Here is a 20,962-nt window from a genome sequence, read left to right on the forward strand (position 1 = left end):
GTCCTCGTCCTCGACGAGCCGACCGCCGGACTCGACGCGCTCTCCGCCCGCCGGGTGATCGCACCGCTGCGCCGGCTGATGTCCGGCCGCACGACCGTGCTGATCACCCACGACCTCCAGCTGGCCCCGGACGCCGACCGCATCCTGGTGCTCGACCGCGGCCGGCCGGTGGAGTCCGGCCGGCCGCGGAACTGCTCGCCCGCGCCGGGACGTACGCCCACCTGCACCGGTCAACCGCCGGGCAGCCGGCCCCGGTTGGCTGAGGTCAGGTCTCCGACCGGTACATCAGGTCCGTCTCGTGCGTGACGAACCCCATCCGCTCGTAGACGCTCACCGCCGCCGCGTTGTCGGCGTCGACGTACAGCATCGCGGTCGGCAGCCCCTGCCCGGCCAGGTGGCGCAGACCGACCGAGGTGAGCGCCTTGCCCAGGCCGCCGCCCTGCGCGCCCGGCCGGACGCCGAGGACGTAGACCTCCCCCAGGCCCTCCTCGGCGTGCACCTTCGTCCAGTGGAAGCCGACCAGCCGCCCGCCCTGCTCGGCCAGGAAGAAGCCCTTGGGGTCGAACCACGCCTCGGCCTTGCGGTCCTCCAGGTCGCGCTGGGTCAGCGAACCCTGCTCGGGGTGGTGCGCGAAGGCCTCGGCGTTCACCTCCAGCCAGGCCGCGTCGTCGGTGCCCGGCTGGAAGGTCCGTACGGTCACGCCCTCGGGCAGTACGGGCTCGGGCAGCTCCAGGTCACCCAGCGAGCGCCGCATCTGCCGCAGCTCGCGGAACATCGTCAGGCCCAGGGTCTGCGCGAGGTGCCGGGCGGCCGGGTGCCCGCCGTGCGCCCAGACCCGCAGCCGGCGCCCGGACAGCTCCAGCAGCTCGGCGCCCAGCGCCCGGCCGTGCCCGCGGCCGCGGTGCCCGGCGTGCACCACCAGCTCGGCGGCCGGCGCCTCCACCGGGTCGGTGTCCTCCAGCTGGCCGTAGCCGACCAGCAGCTCCTCGCCCGCCTCCCCGTGCGCGTACACCAGCACATGCGCGACACCCGGGCGCTTGCCGCCCCGCAGCTGCAGCCGTCCCTGTTCGGACACCGCGGGCTGCCCGTCCGTGCGCGCGGCCCGTTCGATCAGCTCCAGGACGGCCGCGGCCGTTTCCGGCGCGACCTCGTCGACCACCTGGATCCTGCGGCCGGTCCGGCCCATCTCCTGTGCAGCGTCAGTCATGTGTGCAGCGTACGACCCTGCCGGGGTGTCGCACCGGCATCAGGGCGCCGCCGTGCGGTTCTGCCCGGCGGGCCACGCCGGTGCCGCCCGCCGGTCCGCCGCTCACCGGCAACCGTCCCGTAACCCGGCACCCCCTGTTGCGCTACGCGCGTCAACAATAAGCTGCGGTCCGCTCAGGACCATCCAGGAGGGGAACCCATGCCAGCGACACCGCAACGGCGCCGCGCCATCAGCAGATTGAGGACCGGTTCGGCCGCACTGGCCGCCGCCGTCGGGATCGGCGTCACCGTCGCCGCCCTGCCGGCCGGGGCCGACACCGTGCACCCTGACCGGACCGGTCACCCCGGCCGCACCGTCGACGTCCAGCTGCTCTCCTTCAACGACTTCCACGGCAACCTCGAACCGCCGCAGGGCTCCTCCGGCACGGTCGAGGAACTGCAGGCCGACGGCACCAAGAAGACCGTGCCGGCCGGCGGGGTCGAGTACCTGGCCCAGTCCCTGCGCACGGCCCGCAAGGGCCACCCCTACTCGGTCACCGCGGCGGCGGGCGACCTGGTCGGCGCCAGCCCGCTGCTGTCCGGGCTGTTCCACGACGAGCCGACCATCGAGGCCATGAACAAGCTGGGCCTGGACGTCACCTCCGTCGGCAACCACGAATTCGACGAGGGCCGCGCGGAGTTGACCCGGCTGCAGAACGGCGGCTGCCACCCCAAGGACGGCTGCTACGAGGACGGCAAGAAGTTCGCCGGCGCGGACTTCCCGTACCTGACCGCCAACGTCACCGACGAGAAGACCGGCAAGCCGCTGCTCAAGCCGTACACCGTGTGGCGGCACAAGGGCGTGAAGATCGGCTTCATCGGCGTGACCCTCGAAGGCACCCCGGACATCGTCAGCGCCAACGGCGTCAAGGGCCTGAAGTTCCACGACGAGGTCGAGACGATCAACAAGTACGCCAAGGTCCTCAACAAGCAGGGCGTCAAGGCGATCGTGGCCCTCATCCACGAAGGCGGCCTGCCCGCCTCCACCTCGTACAACTACCAGTGCGACAGCCCCGGCCCGGGCGACGGCATCTCCGGCCCGATCACCGAGATCGCCAAGCACGTCACGTCCAAGGTCGACGCGCTGGTCACCGGCCACACCCACCAGGCGTACGCCTGCACCATCCCCGACCCGTCGGGCCGGCCGCGCACGGTCACCTCCGCCGCGTCCTACGGCAAGCTCTACACCGACACCGAGCTGACCTACGACCGGCGCACCCACGACATCGTCCGCACCAGCGTCAAGGCGCCCGGTGCGGTCAACCACGTGGTCGACCGCACCCAGCCCAAGGCCGCGGACATGACGTCCCTGATCGGCCGCTGGAACAAGCTGGCCGCACCGGTCGCGGCTCGCCCGGTCGGCCACATCGCCGCCGACATCGCCGGCCGCGGCGCGAACGCCCCCGAGTCCCCGCTCGGCGACGTCATCGCCGACGCCCAGCTCGAAGCGACCAAGGCCGCCGACAAGGGCGGCGCCCAGCTCGCCCTGATGAACCCCGGCGGCATCCGCTCCGACCTCGCCTACCAGGCGTCCGGCTCCGAGGGCGACGGCGTCGTCACCTACGGCGAGGCGTTCACGGTCCAGCCGTTCACCAACATGATGAACGTCGTCGACCTCACCGGCGCCCAGCTGCTGACCGCCCTCCAGCAGCAGGTCAGCGGCCCCAACGAGGCGTCCCCCAAGATCCTCCAGGTCTCCACGGGTCTCACCTACACCCTCGACATGACCAAGAAGGGCGCCGACCGCGTCGTCAAGGACTCCGTCGAACTGAACGGCGCCGCGCTCGACCCCGCCAAGACCTACCGCGTCGCGATGAACGAGTTCCTCGCCGGCGGCGGTGACGGCTTCGCCGCCTTCAAGGACGCCAAGAACAAGTACGTCGGTCCGTCCGACCTGGACGCCTTCACGGCGTACCTGACGGCGCACTCCTCGGCGTCTTCGCCGCTTTCGCCGCCTGCGGCGTCTCGCATTCACGTGGTGAAGTAACGCCCACGTAGTTGTCTGCGGCGCCGCGGTGGTTTCTCGCCGTGGCGCCTGCGGCGGGCTGGGTTGTGGTGGGTGCGGTGACGGGCCTCCGGGGCCGGTTGTGTGGACTGCTGACGCTTTACGTCCACACAACCGGCCCCTCCGGCCCGTCCCCTCCCGGGGGAGGGAGCGTTAAGGCCGGTGGGGGTGCACGTAATGCCCACGTGCGTGCAGGCAACGGATAAGGCCCGCCCCCAACCAGCTGAGAAACTCCCACTCACGGGAGGGGCTGGACCGGAGGACGAAGTCTGGAGGGCCGGCACCGCACCCGACACACAAACGCCCGCCACCAGGCGCAACGGCGAACAAGCCCCGCGGCGGGACAGACGGGTACGTGGGGTCAAGAGAAATCGGCCACGTGGTCCCGCGCCCACTGGGCGAACGTGCGCGCGGGGTGGCCCGTGATCCGTTCGACCGCGTCGGAGAGTGGGAAGGCCGGGGCGTCGACCGTGTTGCCGAACCACCGGACCAGCTCCAGGGCCGCCTCCTTCGGCAGGTGGGGGCCGGACATCGCCTCGGCGGCGGCCTCCTCGGTGATCTGCTCGACCCGGGTCTCGCGGCCGATCGCCCGGCCGATCTCGGCGACCTGGTCGGCGACGGTCAGCGACTCGGGGCCGGTGACGAGGTAGACCTGGCCGGTGTGGGTGCCGGTGCGGTCCAGGAGGGCGACGGCGGCGACGTCCGCGAGGTCCGCCTCGTGGACCGGGACGCCCTGGGCGCCCGGGTGGGCGTCGCGGACGACTCCGGTGTCGCGGATCGCCGGACCCCAGGCCAGTGCGTTGGTGGCGTAGTTGCCGCCGCGGACGAAGGTCCACTCCAGGCCGGAGGCGCGCACCGCGCGCTCCACCGTGGCGTGCATCCGGGAGATGAAGTTGTTCTCGTCGGCGGGGGTGTCGGTCACCCCCATCGAGGAGTTGAGGACGATCCGGCGGACGCCGGCCTTGGCCGCGGCCTCGGCCAGGGCGACCGCGGCCCGTTCGCCGCCGGCCGCCAGGTTGAGGAAGAGGGCGTCGGCACCGGCGAGAAGGGGCACGAAGTCGGCGGCGTCGCCGGTGAGATCGGCGCGTACCACCTCCGCCCCGGCGGGCAGTTGGGCGCGCGCCGGGTCGCGGGTCAGGGCGCGTACGGCGACGCCGTCCGCGAGGAGCCGGTCGACGAGGCTGCGGCCGATGTTGCCGGTTGCTCCGGTTACCACGATCATGGGGCCACCTTCGGGAGGAACGGTAGGGGCGCGGAGGCGCGGGAAGCGCCGGACGAGCGCTGACGGTAATTCAGCAACCGTCGGGGACGCGAAAAGATTTCCTCAAGAGCGTCACGACAAGCTTCGCGTTTCCGACATACCTACGGTAAGACTTGCGTTCGAGGGACCCGATCGTGGTGGGATGTGCGGATGCGAACCCCCACACGCATATCTTCACCCTCGCCCGAGCCCGCCGCCTCGTACCGCCCCCACACCCCCGTCACGAGCGGCGCCGAGGGCGACCCCTCCGGCGACACCAGAAGGCTCTCCCCGGTCAACCCGTACGCCGATCTGGCCGCCCTCGCCGACCCCGAGCCGGACCCCGCCGCGGAGACCGGACCGGAGGACGACTTCTCCGCGTACGCCGGAACCACGCGCCGCCGCAGCTACCTCAACGAGCGTGACGACAGCGACGATCCGCTGGGGCTCGGGCTGCGCTCCGACGAGGACGAGGCCTGGTCGCCGCCCAACCACCGCCGGACCAAGCGCGGGATCAGCCGCTTCGCCGCGGTCCCGATCACCGTGAAGCTGCTGGTCGCGGTGCTGGTGTGCACCGCCTTCCTCACCCTCTTCGACCGGTTCGCGGTGCTGTACGCGCAGAACAAGACCGCGGAGAAGCTCAAGTCCGCGCTGCATCTGAACGCCACGCCCGAAGTCGACATCCAGGGCTTCCCGTTCCTCACCCAGGTCCTGGACAAGCGGGTCGACCAGGTGAAGGTCACCATCCCCGACCTGGCCGCCGACCGGGTCTCGCTGGCGAAGTTCGAGGCGACCGCGCGCGACGTCCGCCTGGACGGCGATCTGCCCAGTTCCATCAAGGGCGCCACGATCGGCTCCATGCACGGCGACGTGCTGCTGGCCTTCGACGACATGAACCGCGAACTCGGCGCCTCCCAGGTGAAGTTCAGCGGCATGGGACACGATTCGGTGCGCGCGGTGGGCCAGTTGCCGATCGCCGGGCAGGAGCTCCGTGTCCGGGCCGAGGCGCGCATCCGGCGGGCCGGCGACCGGGGGGTCTCCACCGACATCAGCCGGATGCGGCTGGACATCGGCGACGTCGCCGTCTACCGGCCGGGCACCGGCAAGGAGGAGGGCCTGCGGCTGACCCGCAAGGCCGCCGCCGAGCTCAGCCAACAGGCCGCCAAGGTCAAGGCGATGCTGAGCATCCCGGCGATCGCCGAGCGGATCGGCATCCCGAAGAAGTACCTCGACGAGGCGATGCGCAGCGACGACAAGCTGCACCGGCTGACCGGGTCGCCGCGCTTCGTCCACGAGCTGATGAAGGTCAACCTCGTCGACGTGGTGATGGACCACCCCTGGCTGCTGCAGAAGGTCGGCATCGACCCGAAGGTCCTCGGGGCGCTGAGCGGCCTGACCAAGCCGCAGCTCGCGGACCGGCTGTCGCTCTCCTTCCAGCTCCCCAAGACCCCCGGTGACGTCCGGCTGCGCAACATCTCCGTCGAACGGGACGGCATCCGGGCCGAACTGTCGGGGACCAACCTGCCGTTCGGGGACGCGGCAGGGAAGAAGAAGTGACGTAGGGCGCGGCGGGCTGCTCAGCCCGCCGCGGGCGGCTCCGGCGGGCCGGGCGGCGGGGTGGGCCTGCCCGGTGGCGGGGTCGGTGCGCCCGGCAGGGTGAGCACCGCCTCGGTGCCGCCGAGGTCGGCCGAGCGCAGTCGTACCGCGCCGCCCGCCTGCTCCGCCGTACGGGCCACGATCGACAGGCCCAGCCCGCTGCCGGGCAGGCTGCGGGCGGACGGCGAGCGCCAGAACCGCTCGAAGACGTGCGGCAGTTCGTCCTGCGGGATGCCCGGGCCGTGGTCGCGCACGGTCAGCGCCCCGCCGGCCAGCCGGACCTCGACCGTGCCGCCCGGCGGGCTGAACTTCACCGCGTTGTCGAGCAGGTTGACCACCGCCCGCTCCAGCGCGGCCGGCTCGGCCCGCACGTACCAGGGCGCGATATCCGCGGCGAGGGTGAGCGACGGGCCGCGCAGCCGGGCCCGCTCCAGCGCCGAGCCGACGATCTCGTGCAACGCCACGACCTCGACCGCGCTCTGCCCCGGCTCGGGCGGCCGGGACAGCTCCTGCAGATCGCCGATCAGCGCCGCCAGCTCGCCCATCTGCGCCTTCACCGACGCCAGCAGGGCCGCCTTGTCGGCGGGCGGGATCGGGCGGCCGGACTGCTCGCTGCGCACCAGCAGGTCGATGTTGGTACGGAGCGAGGTCAGCGGGGTGCGCAGCTCGTGGCCGGCGTCCGCGATCAGCTGCTGCTGGAGGTCGCGGGAGGCGGCCAGCGCCGCGGTCATCGCGTTGAACGAGCGGGACAGCCGGGCGATCTCGTCGTCGCCGTCCGCCGGGATGCGGATGGCCAGGTCCTGCGTACGGGCGACGTGCTCGACGGCGTCGGTGAGCCGGTCGACGGGCTTCAGGCCGGCCCGGGCCACCCACAGCCCGGCGGTCGCCGCGCCCAGCACGCCCACTCCGGCGACCACCAGCAGTACCAGCGCGAGCTGGTTGAGCGGGTCGGTGACCTGCTTCATCGGCATCGCGACGGAGATCGCCAGCCGGTTGCCCGCCGCGTCGGTGAGCGGCCCCTCGAAGGGCTTGGTCGACACCCGCATCTCGGCCCCGTCCTGGGCCCGGGTGGTGTGCTCCGACTGCGTCAGCCGCCCCGCGGCCACCGCGGTGTCCGCGCGCTGCGGCGGGATCGGCGACTTGTCCGGCGAGGTGCAGACGTAGCCGCCGGCCGACACCAGCTGGATGGTGTACGGGGTGGGCTGGAAGTGCACTCCGTCCGGACTGTTGCAGTAGGCGGTGAGCGCCCGGACGTAGCCGGCGTCCACCTCGACGCTGCTGAGCTGGGTGTCGAGCTGCTCGGTCAGCCGGTCCCGGGTGATCAGCCAGCAGGCGGCGGCCGAGAGGGCCACCGCGAAGGCCACCGCCACCGCCGTGAGCATCGCCAGCCGCGAGCGCAGCGGCAGCCGGTGGAACCGGGCCATCGGGCCCGGACGGCCGGTGCTCATTCCGCCCCGCCCTCCGCCCGCAGGACGTAGCCGACCCCCCGCACGGTGTGCACCAGGCGCGGTTCGCCGCCCGCCTCCGTCTTGCGGCGCAGGTACATCACGTACACGTCGAGGGAGTTGGAAGTGGGCTCGAAGTCGAAGCCCCAGACGGCCTTGAGGATCTGCTCGCGGGTGAGGACCTGGCGCGGATGGGCGAGGAACATCTCCAGCAGGGTGAACTCCGTACGGGTCAGCTCGACCGGCCGGCCGCCGCGGATCACCTCCCGGGTGGCGAGGTTCATCCGCAGGTCGGCGAAGCTCAGCGTCTCGTCCTCCGCGGGCTGCGCGCCGGCCGCCGCCGCGTAGGAGCTGCGGCGCAGCAGGGCGCGGATCCGGGCGAGCAGTTCGTCGAGCTCGAAGGGTTTGACGAGGTAGTCGTCGGCACCGGCGTCCAGGCCGGTGACCCGGTCGCCGACGGTGTCGCGGGCGGTGAGCATCAGGATCGGCACGGTGACCCCGCTCGCCCGCAGCCGGCGGGCGGCCGTCAGCCCGTCCATGCGGGGCATCAGGACGTCCAGCACGATCAGTTCGGGGTCGTAGCCGGCGACCTTCTCGACCGCGTCCAGACCGTCGACCGCCTCCTCGGTCCCGTACCCCTCGAAGACGAGCGAGCGCCGCAGCGCCTCGCGGACCGCGGGCTCGTCGTCGACGATGAGGATGCGGGCGGGGTGGTCACCGTGCTCGGCGGGGCTCATGTGCGTGGTTACCTCGGCTGGGATACGGAAAAGGTCGGCTGCTCTTCAGCCTTGCACGGCGGGTGGCGATCTGGGGGTGACGCGGAGCGTCTCGTGCCGGGGTGGCGGTCGGTGGGGGCACCTCCCAGGGGTAGCTGGGGGAGGGCGGGCCTCTCAGACGCCGCTGTTGCTTCCGCCGCTGCCGCCGCCGCGCAGCGAGTCGAGGTCGGCCTTGACGGTGTTGATCGGGATGGCGAAGCCCAGGCCGACGCTGCCCGCGGTGCTGCTGTTGGCCGAACTCGGCGAGTACATCGCGGAGTTGATGCCGACGATCTGGCCCTGGAGGTTGATCAGGGCCCCGCCGGAGTTGCCGGGGTTGAGCGAGGCGTCGGTCTGTATCGCCTTGTACGAGGTCTTCGAGGAGCCGGTGTCGCCGTTGTACTGGTTGCCGCCGAACTCGAACGGCCAGCCGCCGCCGTCGCCCGGGCCGCCCTGCCGGCCCTGCCGGCCCTGCCCGTCCTCCTTGGGGACGGTCACGTCGCGGTTGAGGGCGGAGACGATGCCGCTGGTCACCGAGCCGGTCAGGCCCTCCGGCGAGCCGATCGCCACCACGCCGTCGCCGACCGCGATCTTGTCGGAGTCGCCGAGCGAGGCCGGGGTGAGCCCCTTCGCCTTCTGGACCTTGATCAGCGCCAGGTCCTTGTCCGGGTCGGTGCCGACGACCTTGGCGGTCTTCCGGCTGCCGTCGCTGAAGGTCACCTGGACCGTGTCGGCGCCGGAGACCACGTGGTTGTTGGTGATGACCTCGCCGCTGCGGGTGAGCACGACTCCGGAGCCGGTGGACTCCCCGTCGGTGGTGCGCGCCTTGATCTCCACGATCGACGGGCTGACCGCCTTGGCCACCGCCGAGACGCCGCTGCCGCTGTTCTTGCCCGCGTTCACCAGCGGGGTGCCGACGGTGTTCTGGTCGGCGCGCGTGGTCGCGCCCGCGATCAGCGCCGCGCTGCCGCCCCCGATGAGACCGGAGGCGAGCGCGACCGCCGCGATCAGCGCGACCGGCTTACGGACCCGCGGCGGCGCACCGGGCGGTGCCTCGGCCGCGACGGCCGTCCCGCCGTGCCCCGGTGCGTACGGGGGCGGCGGCGGGAAGGCCTGCCCGGACCCGTGCGCGAACCCCTGCGTGAACCCCTGCTGGTGGATCTCATCGCCGCTTCGGCGGTAGCTGTCGGTCATGAGATGACTGTGCGTGCGGTGCATGAGAACAGTCTGAGAACGCCGTGAGAGACCCGACAGAAGTAGATATGCCCGGTATGAAGAGGCCCGGTGCGGCGCCGCGCGCGGTCAGCCGCCGCAGCCGCACGACCGCCGGACGACCAGCCGCGACGGGAACTGCCGCAGCCGCTCGCGGCGGGAGCCGACCACCCGCAGCCCGTCGTCCAGGACCAGGTCGACCGCGGCCCGCGCCATCGCCTGACGGTCCGAGGCGACCGTGGTCAGCGGCGGGTCGGTGAGCCCGGCCTCCTTGACGTCGTCGAAGCCGGCCACCGCCAGCTCGCCGGGCACGTCGATGCGCAGCTCGCGGGCGGCCCGCAGCACGCCGATGGCCTGGTCGTCGGTCGCGCACATGATGGCCGGCGGCCGGTCGGGCCCGGCCAGCAGCTTCAGCGCGGCCTGGTAGGCGTCATAGCGGTTGTAGGCGGCCTGGTGGTAGTGGCCGTCCGGGGAGCGGCCGGACTCCAGCATGGCGCGCCGCCAGCCCTCGACGTGGTCGGTGACCGGGTCGCCGGACTTCGGGGTCTCCTCCGTGCCGCCGAGGAAGGCGACGTAGGGGTGCCCGTGCTCCAACAGGTGCCGGGTCGCCAGCTGGGCGCCCCAGATGTCGTCGGTCATCACCGCGACGTCGTCGATGGCGTCCGGCCGGCGGTGCAGCAGCACCACCCGGGCGTCCCACGCGTCGATCTCGGCGGCGGCGTGCTCACTGGGGCCCTGGCTGATCAGGATCAGCCCGGCCACCCGCATGCCGAGGAACGCCCGGAGGTAGTGCACCTCGCGCTCGTCGAGGTAGTTGGCGTTGCCGACCAGCACCATCTTGCCGCGCTCGGCGGCGGCCTGTTCGACGGCGTGCGCCATCTCCGCGAAGAACGGCTGCCGGGTGTCCGGCACGATCAGGCCTATGAGGTCGGTCCGGCGGGACGCCATCGCCTGCGCGACACGGTCCGGCCGGTAGCCGAGCTCCTTGATGGCGGCGAGCACCCGCTCGCGCGTGGCCGGGGCGACCGGCCGTGGTCCGTTGTTGATGACGTAACTGACAACGGCGGTGGACGTCCCCGCCAGTCTTGCCACATCATCCCGCGTCACCTTGGCCACGCGCGGCAGTCTACGCGGGTGGTCCTACCTGCGGGCAGGCCGTGGGCCTGCGGAGTCCGCGGGCGCGGTGACCGCCGGGTCCGGGCCGTCGCCGCCCGCCGTGGTGCGGCTCTGCGCGGTGCCCGCCTTACGGTCGGATTCCGCCCGCTTCGCCCCGTCGTCCTTGGCCTTGCCACCGCCCTCCGCGGAGCGCTCGGGCTTCTCGGGGGTGACGAAGCGGTAGCCGACGTTGCGGACCGTGCCGATCAGCGACTCGTGCTCGGGACCGAGCTTGGCGCGCAGCCGGCGGACGTGGACATCGACCGTCCGGGTGCCGCCGAAGTAGTCGTAGCCCCAGACCTCCTGCAGGAGCTGGGCGCGGGTGAAGACCCGGCCCGGGTGCTGCGCGAGGTACTTCAGCAGCTCGAACTCCTTGAAGGTCAGGTCCAGCACCCGGCCCTTCAGCTTGGCGCTGTAGGTGGCCTCGTCCACCGAGAGGTCGCCGTTGCGGATCTCCATCGGCCCGTCGTCGGTGGTGATCTGCTGGCGGCCCATCGCCAGCCGCAGCCGCGCCTCGACCTCGGCGGGGCCGGCCGTGTCCAGCATGACGTCGTCGACGCCCCAGTCGGCGGTGACGGCGGCCAGGCCGCCCTCGGTGACGACAAGGATCAACGGGCAGCCGGGGCCGGTGGACCGCAGCAGCTGGCACAGCGAGCGCACGTGGGGAAGGTCACGCCGGCCGTCGATCAGTATGACGTCGGCGCCGGGGGTGTCGATGAGCGCCGGGCCCTCGGCCGGGGCCACCCGCACGCTGTGCAGCAGCAGCCCGAGCGCCGGGAGCACCTCCGTCGACGGCTGGAGTGCGTTGGTCAGCAGCAGGAGCGAACTCACCTGCGACCACCTACCCGGTTCTCGGGGTGTTGCATCCTCTTCTGCTCGCGGTCCTGCCTGCTTCGCTCGCCCATGACGTCTGGTTCCTCCTCGGTCCCTGCGACGGGGGCACCTCCCGGCTCGGCCGGGGTGTCTGCGGCACTGCTTCGTACGGTCCTCGCAGCCGCGCGGAACGTGGCTGAAAGCACAAAAGGACCCGGGGGCAACGCTGCCCGGATCCTTCTTGCCCAGCAGAATAGCTCAGATGGGTACCCGACCCGAGGCCGATTTTGCACGTTCTTGTGTTCCGTCGATCACTTCGAGTGGTCATCGCGTGTCTCCGTTGACGGTCGCCGGGGCATGGATCATGGCTTCCCGAACCGCCTGAACGGCCCAGCGACAGGGCGAGTTGGGAGCCTGCGGAGAGCCCCCGCCGCCGGCCCGCCCATGGCCTTCGACCAGCGGTCCGGCCGGCCCCGCGATGGCTCGATCCGACCGCGGAGGCGTCCCGGCATGCGGACATGATCAGTCCGCACCACGGGACGACACGACCCCGACGACCGGCGGCGGGCGGCCGCTCCCGGGGTTGGGGAGCGCACGGGGAGCGCACGGGTGCGCGCACCGGCACACCTCCCCGCGGCTCAGTCGTCGGTCTCGGTGCCGTCGTCGACCGGGTCCTCCTCGTCCGAGGGCGGCCGGTGGTTGTCGATCTGGTGGTGGACCCGGATCGCGGCCTCGCGCAGCTCGTGCCATTCGTCGGCGTCGGTGAACAGCGGCGGATAGGTCCGGCCCTCGCCCAGGTCACGCAGCTTGGCCAGGGCGTTCTCCGCGCCGCTCAGCGCGAGCCCCAGTGCCCTGCGCTGCTCGGCGATCCGCGCCCCGACGGGACGGTCGTCCGACGCCTCGGCATCCTGCCCCGCCGCCGACCCCGCCGCCGACTGCGCCTCGTCCGTCCCGGCACCGGGCTGCGCTCCGGTCGGGCCGGCCGTCCGGGGAACCGGCGGCATCGCGTCCGCGATCGTCTTTCGCGCCCTGGCCTCGTCCGACGCGTAGACGACGTCCCACGGCAGCAGCGGCACCTCGTCCTCGCCGTGCCGGCGGATCCGGTCCGGCGCCGCCAGATCCACCGCGACGTGCTGGTAGGCCCCGTCCGCCGCCGCCTCCTCCGGCAGCCCGAACTCCTGCCGTGAACTGGCATTGCGCGGCAGCCGGCCCGCTTCGAACCGCTGCGCCGCCAGCGCCAGGGTCCACAGCCCGAGCTCATTGCCCTCGGCGGCCAGCCCGCCGACGACGAGATGGGCATCGGCGCGGAAGGGCACCTTCCCCGGCTCCCGGCGGGTGCCCAGGGCCGACCCGACGTTGCTGGTGATCAGCTTGTCCGCGATCAGGGCCGTGCCGCCGGCCAGCGCGAGGGTGCAGCGGGCGTTGACGTCGCCCGCCAGGGCGGGCGCCACCAGACTGGTGAAGTCGTCGGTCGGCACCGGGATCCAGCCGCCGGACAGCACGGCCTTGCACAGCACACCGCCGTTGCTCCAGGCCTTCCGGGCCTGCTTGACGGCCGCCTTCTTCTCCGCCCGCCACGGCTCGTCCACCACCGGGCCCAGCAGCCCCGCATAGCCCTTGGCGGTCATCCGCCGCTCGTTCTTGATCTCCTTGGCCCGCCCGCGCAGCTCGGCGTAGAGCTCCGCCCGGGTCAGCACGTGGAGGAGGTAGACCGCGCGCCACAGCGGCGTCGCGGGGATGCCCGGGTCGCGGAAGATGGCCGGGGTGTCGGCGGCCGGGCGGCGGCCCACCGCGAGGGCGTACACCTCGCCCAGTTGCTCCTCGTTGCCCCACTCGCGCGCCCGGGTCTGCACGACGAGCTTGAGCGCGCGGGTGGCGACCTCCAGGTTCTGGGCCGCCGCGTCCCACGGTTTGAACTCCACGTGCACCGAGGCGAGGATCGAGCGCAGGGCGTCGTCGAAGACATCGGCGGCGGGCAGCATGCCGCCTTCGTGCGCCTGGGTTCCCACGACGATGTGGGCCGGCACCACGTACGTCTGGGCGATCTGGACGGCGCGCAGCGAAGGCACCTCGCCCGCCGACTCCCTGCCGAATTCCTCCCGCAGCAGCTCACGCCGCAGCTCCCGGCCCAGCGCCCACCGCTGGGTCCGCGACTTCAGCGGCTCGTTGGCCGGCTGCTTGCGCTCGGCGAGCAGCGCCTCGGTCGCCGCCTCGGCCGCCTCCTCCTTCGTGGCGCCCGGGCCGGCCATCACCTTCCAGGCGCTGGCCAGCCGGGTGATGCCGTCCCTGGCCACCAGCGTGTGCACCGGCTCGGTGCCGTCGGTGAAGGCGATGACGACCGGGTGCACGATCAGCGCCCGGGTCACCCGCCGGGCCAGGATCGACTCCTCGTAGGAGTTGATGTGCAACGTGGCGTGGACGGTCTGCCAGATGTGCTTCCGGAGATGCGCCAGGTCCCGGTACTCGTAGCGCAGGATCGCCTGCGGCCGCCCGTCCGCGTCCATGCCGGTGACCTGGGGATCATCGACGTCCAGCACCTCCTGGCCGGTACGCGGCTGGATGCCCGGGAACAGCTCGGTCAGCCACACCCTCGTGTGCACGGAGCGGAGGGTGGCGCCGTCGACGTGCTCCTCCAGGAGCAGGCTGCCGTCCGAGCCGCCCGGCTGCCGCAATTGCACGGCGACGAGTTCCGGGGCGACCGACGCGCGCGCGACCGCGTGCCAGGCGTCCTCGGGGAGCGAGGCCAGCGCGCTGTCCTGTCCGGCCTTCACCAGCTTCATCCGGTCGTCGACGTGCGAGGCGCCCGGCAGCTCCCGCGCGACGTCGGAGACCACGACTTGTTCCTTGCCCCACTCCACGGTGATCGGCGCTTGCGCCTCGGACTTCGACATGAACCCTCCGTCGTTCTGTGCTGGTTGCGGACCGGTCGGCACGGGTCATCACTGCGCGGTGGGGCCGTCGGCCCACGGCAGGGCGGCGCCGAACGAGCCCCACAGGAACTCCCGCTCCGGGCGCTTGGCGACGCTCTGGTAGGCGGCGTACGCGAGCAGGTCGGCGGCCTGCAGGAAGTAGTTGATCCGGGCCGACTCGAAGAGCGGGACGCCCACGATGCGGCGGTCGCGCCCGGGCAGGTCGTGGTAGGCATCGACCAGGCAGGTGTCGGTGCCGTCGCCGTCGACGACCACCACGCCGTATTCGTCCGCGGCGGCGAGTTCGGCGTTGATCCGGTGCAGCCAGGCGCGCTGGAGGGCCGGGCGGTCACGTCCGTAGTCGTCCGTCTCGCGGTGGACGGCGGTCACCCGCGCCCGGGGGATCGCGGCGACGGCTTCCAGGCCGCGGCGGATCACCCCGCGGCAGGCGGCCAGGTGGGCCTCGCGCGCGGCGCCGGTCAGTCCGGGGCGGTAGAGGTGGCGGCCGCGGCCCGCGGCGAGGTCCTGGGCGTGCAGCGAGGCGTGGATCGGCAGTTGCAGGGCGGGGTCCTCCTCCAGGGAGGCGCGGAAGCGCAGCAGCTCCCCTTTGGCGGCCTCGAGGTCGTCCAGGTGGACGGACAGCGAGGCGAACGCCGTGATCGTGCGGGCGTCGCCGGCGTCGTCGCCGTAGATGATCCGCAGAGGCGCGGCGGACTTCTTGGTGGCCATGAACAGCCGTCTCCCGTACCGGGCCGCATTGAGGCGCCGTGCGCACGCCATCGTCCGCACCCTCTTGGCATGGAGCGTTCCCTCTCACCACGCGCACGCGCAGCGCGGCACGAGCGGCCGGGTACGCGCTCTGCGGCGGATCAGGCCTCATGGGAGGCACCACTCACCCCAAGCAGCAGCCGCCGCCCGCCGGTTCTCCTACGGGAACTCGGCTGCGGGCGACGGCGTCCAGGATCATTCCCGGACCCCGTACACACCTCGTCGCCGTGTGTGACGTGTTGACCACACGATAGCGGCGCGCCCGTATGACCTACACATAAATCCGCGATCTCCGGGGGGAGTTGGGTTTACTCGCAGGTCATACGGGCGCGGGTGCGGTAAGGGACCGGTCGGCGGGCGGCCGGGGTCAGTCGGCCTCCACCACCGCCTCGGCGAACTGGGCCGCGTACAGCCGGGCATAGGCGCCGTCGGCCGCCAACAGGGCGTCGTGGGAGCCCTGTTCGACGATGGCGCCGTTCTCCATGACGAGGATGGTGTCGGCGTCCCGGATCGTGGAGAGGCGGTGTGCGATCACGAAACTGGTGCGCCCGGACCGCAGTTGGGCCATCGCGTGCTGGATGAGGACCTCGGTGCGGGTGTCGACCGAGCTGGTGGCCTCGTCGAGGACGAGGATGGCGGGCTCGGCGAGGAAGGCCCGGGCGATGGTGATCAGCTGCTTCTCACCGACCGAGACGTTGCTGCCCTCGTCGTCGAGGACGGTGTCGTAGCCGTCGGGGAGGGTGCGCACGAAGCGGTCGACGTGGGTGGCCTTCGCGGCCGCCACGATCTTGTCCATCGAGGTGCCGGCCGGCGCGCCGTAGGCGATGTTCTCCGCGATCGTGCCGCCGAAGAGCCAGGTTTCCTGGAGGACCATGCCGATGTTGGCCCGCAGCTCCTCGCGGGACATCGCGGCGATGTCCACGCCGTCCAGGGTGATCCGGCCGCCGCGCACCTCGTAGAACCGCATCAGGAGGTTGACCAGGGTGGTCTTGCCGGCGCCGGTCGGGCCGACGATGGCGACCGTCTGGCCGGGGTGGACGGCCAGCGACAGGTCCTCGATCAGCGGCTTGTCCTGGGCGTAGGAGAACGAGACGGACTCGAACCCGACGTGGCCGCGGACGTGTTCGGGGCGGGCCGGCCGCTCGGGGTCGGGGTCCTGCTCCCGGGCGTCGAGGAGTTCGAAGACCCGCTCGGCGGAGGCGACGCCGGACTGGACGAGGTTGGCCATCGAGGCGACCTGGGTCAGCGGCTGGCTGAACTGGCGGGAGTACTGGATGAACGCCTGGACGTCACCGATGGACAGCGCCCCGGAGGCGACGCGCAGCCCGCCGACCACCGCGACCAGCACGTAGTTCAGGTTGCCGATGAACATCATCGCGGGCTGGATGATGCCGGAGATGAACTGGGCCCGGAAGCCGGCCGCGTAGAGCGCCTCGTTCTGCTCGCGGAAGAGCTCGGCGGACTCCTTCTGCCGGCCGAAGACCTTCACCAGGCTGTGGCCGGTGTACATCTCCTCGATGTGGGCGTTGAGCTTGCCGGTGGTCTTCCACTGCTGGACGAACTGCGGCTGCGCCCGCTTGCCGATCTTGGTGGCGACGACCACCGAGACCGGGACCGTGACCAGCGCGACCAGGGCCAGCAGCCAGGAGATCCAGAACATCATGGCGAGCACGCCGAGGATGGTCAGCAGCGAGGACACGATCTGGCTGAGGGTCTGCTGCAGCGTCTGCTGGATGTTGTCGATGTCGTTGGTGGCCCGGGAGAGGACCTCCCCGCGCTGCTGCTTGTCGAAGTAGCTGAGCGGCAGCCGGCCGAGCTTCTCCTCGACCTGCTCGCGCAGCCGGAAGACGGTCCGCTGGACGACCTTGGTGGCGATCCGGGCCTGGACGAACCCGAAGAGCGAGGCCCCGGCGTAGATCACGGCGACCCAGAGCAGGACCACGCCCACCGTGCCGAAGTCGATGCCGTGGCCGGGCACGAACGGCATGGCGCCGAGCATGTCGGCCAGCCCGCCCTGGCCGTGCGCCCGCAGCCGGGCCACGGCCTGGGCCTTGGTGATGCCCTCGGGCAGCCGGCGGCCGATGATGCCGGACATGATCAGGTCGGTGGCGTGGCCGAGGACCTTGGGGCCGACGACCGTCAGCGCCACGCTCGCCACACCCAGCAGCAGGGCGACGGAGATGATGCCGCGCTCGGGCCGCATCTGGCCCAGCAGGCGCTTGCCGGAGCCCTTGAAGTCCATGGATTTCTCGGTGGGTTGCCCGCCCATGAAGCGGGCCGGGCCGGCCGCCGGGGCCGGCCCTCGTCTGGGGGCCGCCGTGGTCGTCCCCTCGGTGGCCGCCGGGGCGCGGGTGGCCGCCCCCTTGTCCGCGGTGGTCACGCCGCCTCCTGCTCGGTGAGCTGGGAGAGCACGATCTCCCGGTAGGTCTCGTTGTCGGCCATCAGCTCGGTGTGGGTGCCGGTGCCCACGATGCGGCCCTCGTCCAGCACGACGATCCGGTCGGCGCCGCGGATCGTGGCGACCCGCTGGGCGACGATCACCACCGTCGCCCGGTCCGTCTCGCGGGAGAGCGCGGCGCGCAGTGCGGCGTCGGTGGCGTAGTCCAGCGCGGAGAAGGAGTCGTCGAAGAGGTAGATCTCGGGCCGGCGGACCAGTGCGCGGGCGATCGCCAGCCGCTGCCGCTGGCCGCCGGAGACGTTGGAGCCGCCCTGTGCGACGGGCGCGTCCAGACCGCCCTCCATCCGTTCGACGAAGTCGCGGGCCTGGGCGGTCTCCAGGGCCTGCCACAGCTCGTCGTCGGTAGCGTCCGGGTTGCCGTAGCGGAGGTTGCTCGCCACCGTGCCGGAGAAGAGGTACGGCTTCTGCGGGACCAGGCCGATGGCGCCGGCCAGCGTCTCCGGGTCGAGACCGCGCACGTCCTCGCCGTCGACCAGGACCGCGCCGCCGGTCGCGTCGAAGAGCCGGGGCACGAGCCCGAGGAGGGTGGACTTGCCGCTGCCGGTGGAGCCGATGACGGCGGTGGTCTCACCGGGGCGGGCGGTGAGCGAGATGTCCTTGAGGACCGGCTGCTCGGCACCGGGGAAGCGGAACTCGACGTTGCGGAGCTCCAGTTCGCCGCGGCGGCGCAGCGTGGTGACGGGGTCCTGCGGCGGGACAACACTGGAGTCCGTGGCCAGCACCTCCTGGATGCGCTCGGCGCAGACCTCGGCGCGCGGCAGCATCATCACCATGAACGTCGCCATCATGATCGACATGAGGATGTACATCAGGTAGCTGAGGAAGGCCGTCAGCGCGCCGATCTGCATCCCGCCGCTGTCGATGCGCAGCCCGCCGAACCAGACGACGGCCACGCTGGAGAGGTTCACGATCAGCATGACCAGCGGGAACATCATCGACATCAGCCGGCCGGCGCGGAGCGAGACGTCGTAGAGGCCGGTGTTGGCCCCGGCGAACCGCTCGCGCTCGTGCCGGTCGCGGACGAAGGCGCGGATCACACGGATGCCGGTGATCTGCTCGCGCAGCACGCGGTTGACGGTGTCGATGCGCTCCTGCACGCCGCGGAAGAGCGGCCGCATCCGGCGCACGATCAGTGAGACGAGGATCCCGAGGACCGGGACGATGACCAGCAGGAGGCCGGACAGCGGCACGTCCTGGTTGAGCGCCATGACGACGCCGCCGACGCACATGATCGGCGCGGAGACCATCATCGTGAACGTCATCAGCACCAGCATCTGGACCTGCTGGACGTCATTGGTGGTACGGGTGATCAGCGACGGGGCGCCGAAGGTGCCGACCTCTCGGGCGGAGAAGGACTGCACCCGGTCGAAGACCGCGGCGCGGATGTCCCGGCCGAGGGCCATGGCCGTGCGCGCGCCGAAGTAGACGGCACCGATCGCGCAGACGATCTGCAGCAGGGTGACGGCGATCATGAAACCGCCGGTGCGGAAGATGTAGCCCGTGTCCCCCTGCACGACACCGTTGTCAATGATGTCGGCGTTGAGGGTGGGGAGGTAGAGGGTGGCCAGGGTCTGGATCAGCTGGAGCAGCACGATCAGGGTCATCGAGCGCCGGTGGGGGCGCAAATGCGCCCGCGCGAGTCGTACCAACACACAATGAGCCTAAGTGAACACTTGCCTTCGGCAATCGAATTTCCGGAAGGCCGCCGGGAGCGGGACGAAAGCCGCCACCGGAACTCGTCCCGGACGGCCCCGGCCGTCGCGTACGCCATCATGGAGGCGGCAACGACGGGGCCGCCGCCACCGAGGGCGGTCCCCCGACCGACACGACGAAGAGGCCGCCGTGACAACAACTGGCACCGTGCGCTACTGGGCCGCGGCCAAGGCCGCCGCGGGCACGGCAGAGGAGCCCTACAGGGCGGCGACGCTCGCCGAGGCGCTCGACGCGGCGCGCGCCGCGCACGCCGCGAACCCCGAGTTCGCCCGGGTGCTGATGCGCTGCTCGTTCCTGGTGGACGGCGATCCGGTGGGCACCCGCGACCACGCCGGGGTGCCGCTGGCCGAGGGCGGCACCGTCGAGGTCCTGCCGCCGTTCGCGGGAGGGTGAGCAGCCGATCATGAGCGACCACCAGCCGCAGGGCCACCAGCCGTACCAGCCGCACGACCCGTACGCGCCGCAGAGCCCGTACGCCCCACAGGACCCGTACGGGTCGCAGGCCCCGTACGGGCAGCCCGGCCCCTACGCCCCGCAGGACGCCTACGGCCGGCCGGCCCCCTACGGGCAGCCCGAGCCCTACCAGGAGCAGCAGTACGGCGGGCCCGACCCCTACGGGCAGCCGGCGCCCCAGCCGGCCACCGCCCCGCACGACCCCCAGGGCGCCTACGGCGACCCGTACGGGCAGCCCGGGCACGGCCACGGCCGGCCCGGACCGGAGCAGCCCGGGCACGCCGCGCCGCTGCCCGCCCCGCAGCCGGCCGCGACCGCCACCATGGCGGCCGCCCCGCCCTCGCTGCCCGCCGCGCCGCTCAAGCCCAACCAGCGCGCCCGCCTGGAGGGCCGCTCGCCGATCATCCCGCCGGGCATCCAGCCGGCCGCGCTGACCGCCGTCCTCGCGCTGCTGCTGGCCCTGACCGCGCCGCTGGCCCAGCCGGTGCTCGCGGTGCCGGTGGTGCTCCTCCAGGCGGTCACCGCCGCCGGCTGGTTCCGACTGAACGGCATGTGGCCGGCCCGCCAGGGCATCGCGCTGGCGTTCCTGGCCGGGCTGGCCACCGACGCGGCGCTGCTGGCCACGGACCCCGCGAGCGCGCCCCTGGTGGGCATCGGCACGCTCGGCGTGTGGTGCCTGCTGGTCCTGATCCTCCAGCTGCGCAACCGCAGCAGCGCGGACGAGCGGATGTACGCGCTGACCGCGGGCCTGACCTCGACCGCGCTGGCGGTGCTCGCGGCCGGCCACCTGGCCGCGAACCCGCACGCGGTGGTCGTCGGCGCGGCCGCGGTCGGGGTGGCCACGCTCGCCCGGGCGCTGCCGCTGCCCTCGTTCGTCTCGGTCGGGATCTCGCTGGTGGCGGCGGCCGGTGCCGGTATCGCGGCCGGCCAGCTGACCGGCCTGGGCACGTCCGGCGCCCTGCTGGGCCTGGCGGCCGGCGGCTGCGCCCTGATCGGCCTGCGGGTGGCCAGCTACGACTACCCGTCCCGCTTCGTCCACATGACGGCCGGCGTGGCCCTGCCCCTGGCCCTCGCCGCCCCCGCGGTGTACGTCCTGGGGCGGGCCCTGGGCTAGGGCCTGACCCATCGGGCGGGCCCCGGGCCCGACGACCCGCGCCGGATACTCAGCGGCGGCCGCGGGCGAGCGCTTCCGGCG

General features: G+C 72.4%; 15 protein-coding genes. 4 read left to right on the forward strand and 11 right to left on the reverse strand.

Features of this window, described 5'->3' with window-relative positions:
• Positions 1 to 265 precede the first annotated feature (265 nt).
• Positions 266 to 1,186 (reverse strand): mycothiol synthase, encoded by a 921-nt coding sequence (gene mshD / locus V2J85_RS36745; protein WP_261957491.1) that lies wholly within the window; start codon positions 1,184 to 1,186, stop codon positions 266 to 268.
• Positions 1,187 to 1,405: 219 nt separating this feature from the next.
• Here mshD and V2J85_RS36750 point away from each other — a divergent pair, with 219 nt between their 5' ends.
• Complete coding sequence (locus V2J85_RS36750) at positions 1,406 to 3,232, forward strand: bifunctional metallophosphatase/5'-nucleotidase (protein WP_330824017.1); 1,827 nt, start codon at positions 1,406 to 1,408, stop codon at positions 3,230 to 3,232.
• Between the two features lie 379 nt (positions 3,233 to 3,611).
• Here V2J85_RS36750 and V2J85_RS36755 read toward each other — a convergent pair whose 3' ends face one another.
• Positions 3,612 to 4,472, reverse strand: a complete 861-nt coding sequence (locus tag V2J85_RS36755; protein WP_330824018.1) for an SDR family oxidoreductase — start codon at positions 4,470 to 4,472, stop codon at positions 3,612 to 3,614.
• Between the two features lie 189 nt (positions 4,473 to 4,661).
• Between V2J85_RS36755 and V2J85_RS36760 the strand changes: the two genes are divergently transcribed.
• Positions 4,662 to 6,047, forward strand: a complete 1,386-nt coding sequence (locus V2J85_RS36760) for an LmeA family phospholipid-binding protein (protein ID WP_330824019.1) — start codon at positions 4,662 to 4,664, stop codon at positions 6,045 to 6,047.
• 20 nt (positions 6,048 to 6,067) lie between these two features.
• Here the strand turns inward: V2J85_RS36760 and V2J85_RS36765 are convergent, their stop codons facing one another.
• The 9 genes from V2J85_RS36765 to V2J85_RS36805 form a co-directional block, all read right to left on the reverse strand.
• Positions 6,068 to 7,534, reverse strand: a complete 1,467-nt coding sequence (locus tag V2J85_RS36765) for a HAMP domain-containing sensor histidine kinase (protein ID WP_330824020.1) — start codon at positions 7,532 to 7,534, stop codon at positions 6,068 to 6,070.
• Positions 7,531 to 8,268 (reverse strand): response regulator transcription factor, encoded by a 738-nt coding sequence (locus tag V2J85_RS36770; protein ID WP_261956269.1) that lies wholly within the window; start codon positions 8,266 to 8,268, stop codon positions 7,531 to 7,533. Before V2J85_RS36770 ends, V2J85_RS36765 begins: the two co-directional genes overlap by 4 nt.
• Before the next feature lie 153 nt (positions 8,269 to 8,421).
• Complete coding sequence (locus tag V2J85_RS36775; RefSeq protein ID WP_315975456.1) at positions 8,422 to 9,480, reverse strand: S1C family serine protease; 1,059 nt, start codon at positions 9,478 to 9,480, stop codon at positions 8,422 to 8,424.
• A gap of 108 nt (positions 9,481 to 9,588) precedes the next feature.
• Positions 9,589 to 10,614: a LacI family DNA-binding transcriptional regulator gene (locus V2J85_RS36780; protein WP_261956270.1), complete on the reverse strand. Its 1,026-nt coding sequence runs from the start codon at positions 10,612 to 10,614 to the stop codon at positions 9,589 to 9,591.
• A gap of 24 nt (positions 10,615 to 10,638) precedes the next feature.
• Positions 10,639 to 11,484: a response regulator transcription factor gene (locus V2J85_RS36785; RefSeq protein ID WP_261956271.1), complete on the reverse strand. Its 846-nt coding sequence runs from the start codon at positions 11,482 to 11,484 to the stop codon at positions 10,639 to 10,641.
• Between the two features lie 620 nt (positions 11,485 to 12,104).
• The gene (locus tag V2J85_RS36790; protein ID WP_261956272.1) at positions 12,105 to 14,357 is read right to left on the reverse strand and encodes a hypothetical protein; all 2,253 of its coding nucleotides are present in this window, start codon (positions 14,355 to 14,357) and stop codon (positions 12,105 to 12,107) included.
• Positions 14,358 to 14,405: 48 nt separating this feature from the next.
• A complete protein-coding gene (locus V2J85_RS36795; RefSeq protein ID WP_261956273.1) occupies positions 14,406 to 15,104 on the reverse strand; it encodes a DUF3800 domain-containing protein in 699 nt (232 codons plus the stop codon).
• 406 nt (positions 15,105 to 15,510) lie between these two features.
• Entirely contained in the window at positions 15,511 to 17,412 is a 1,902-nt protein-coding gene (locus V2J85_RS36800; RefSeq protein ID WP_330824021.1) for an ABC transporter ATP-binding protein, read from the reverse strand.
• A 107-nt stretch (positions 17,413 to 17,519) separates the two neighbouring features.
• Positions 17,520 to 19,253 carry an ABC transporter ATP-binding protein gene (locus tag V2J85_RS36805; protein WP_261956274.1) on the reverse strand — a complete coding sequence of 578 codons (1,734 nt, stop codon included), beginning with the start codon at positions 19,251 to 19,253 and terminating at the stop codon, positions 17,520 to 17,522.
• Between the two features lie 208 nt (positions 19,254 to 19,461).
• Between V2J85_RS36805 and V2J85_RS36810 the strand changes: the two genes are divergently transcribed.
• Together V2J85_RS36810 and V2J85_RS36815 are read left to right on the forward strand one after the other, a co-directional pair.
• Positions 19,462 to 19,707 (forward strand): MoaD/ThiS family protein, encoded by a 246-nt coding sequence (locus V2J85_RS36810; RefSeq protein ID WP_261957493.1) that lies wholly within the window; start codon positions 19,462 to 19,464, stop codon positions 19,705 to 19,707.
• 10 nt (positions 19,708 to 19,717) lie between these two features.
• On the forward strand, positions 19,718 to 20,881 hold the full coding sequence (locus V2J85_RS36815; RefSeq protein WP_261956275.1) for a hypothetical protein: 1,164 nt from the start codon (positions 19,718 to 19,720) through the stop codon (positions 20,879 to 20,881).
• Positions 20,882 to 20,962: the final 81 nt, after the last annotated feature.

Origin of the sequence: Streptomyces bugieae, from assembly GCF_036352915.1 — a bacterium.
Lineage (GTDB): Bacteria > Actinomycetota > Actinomycetes > Streptomycetales > Streptomycetaceae > Streptomyces > Streptomyces endophytica.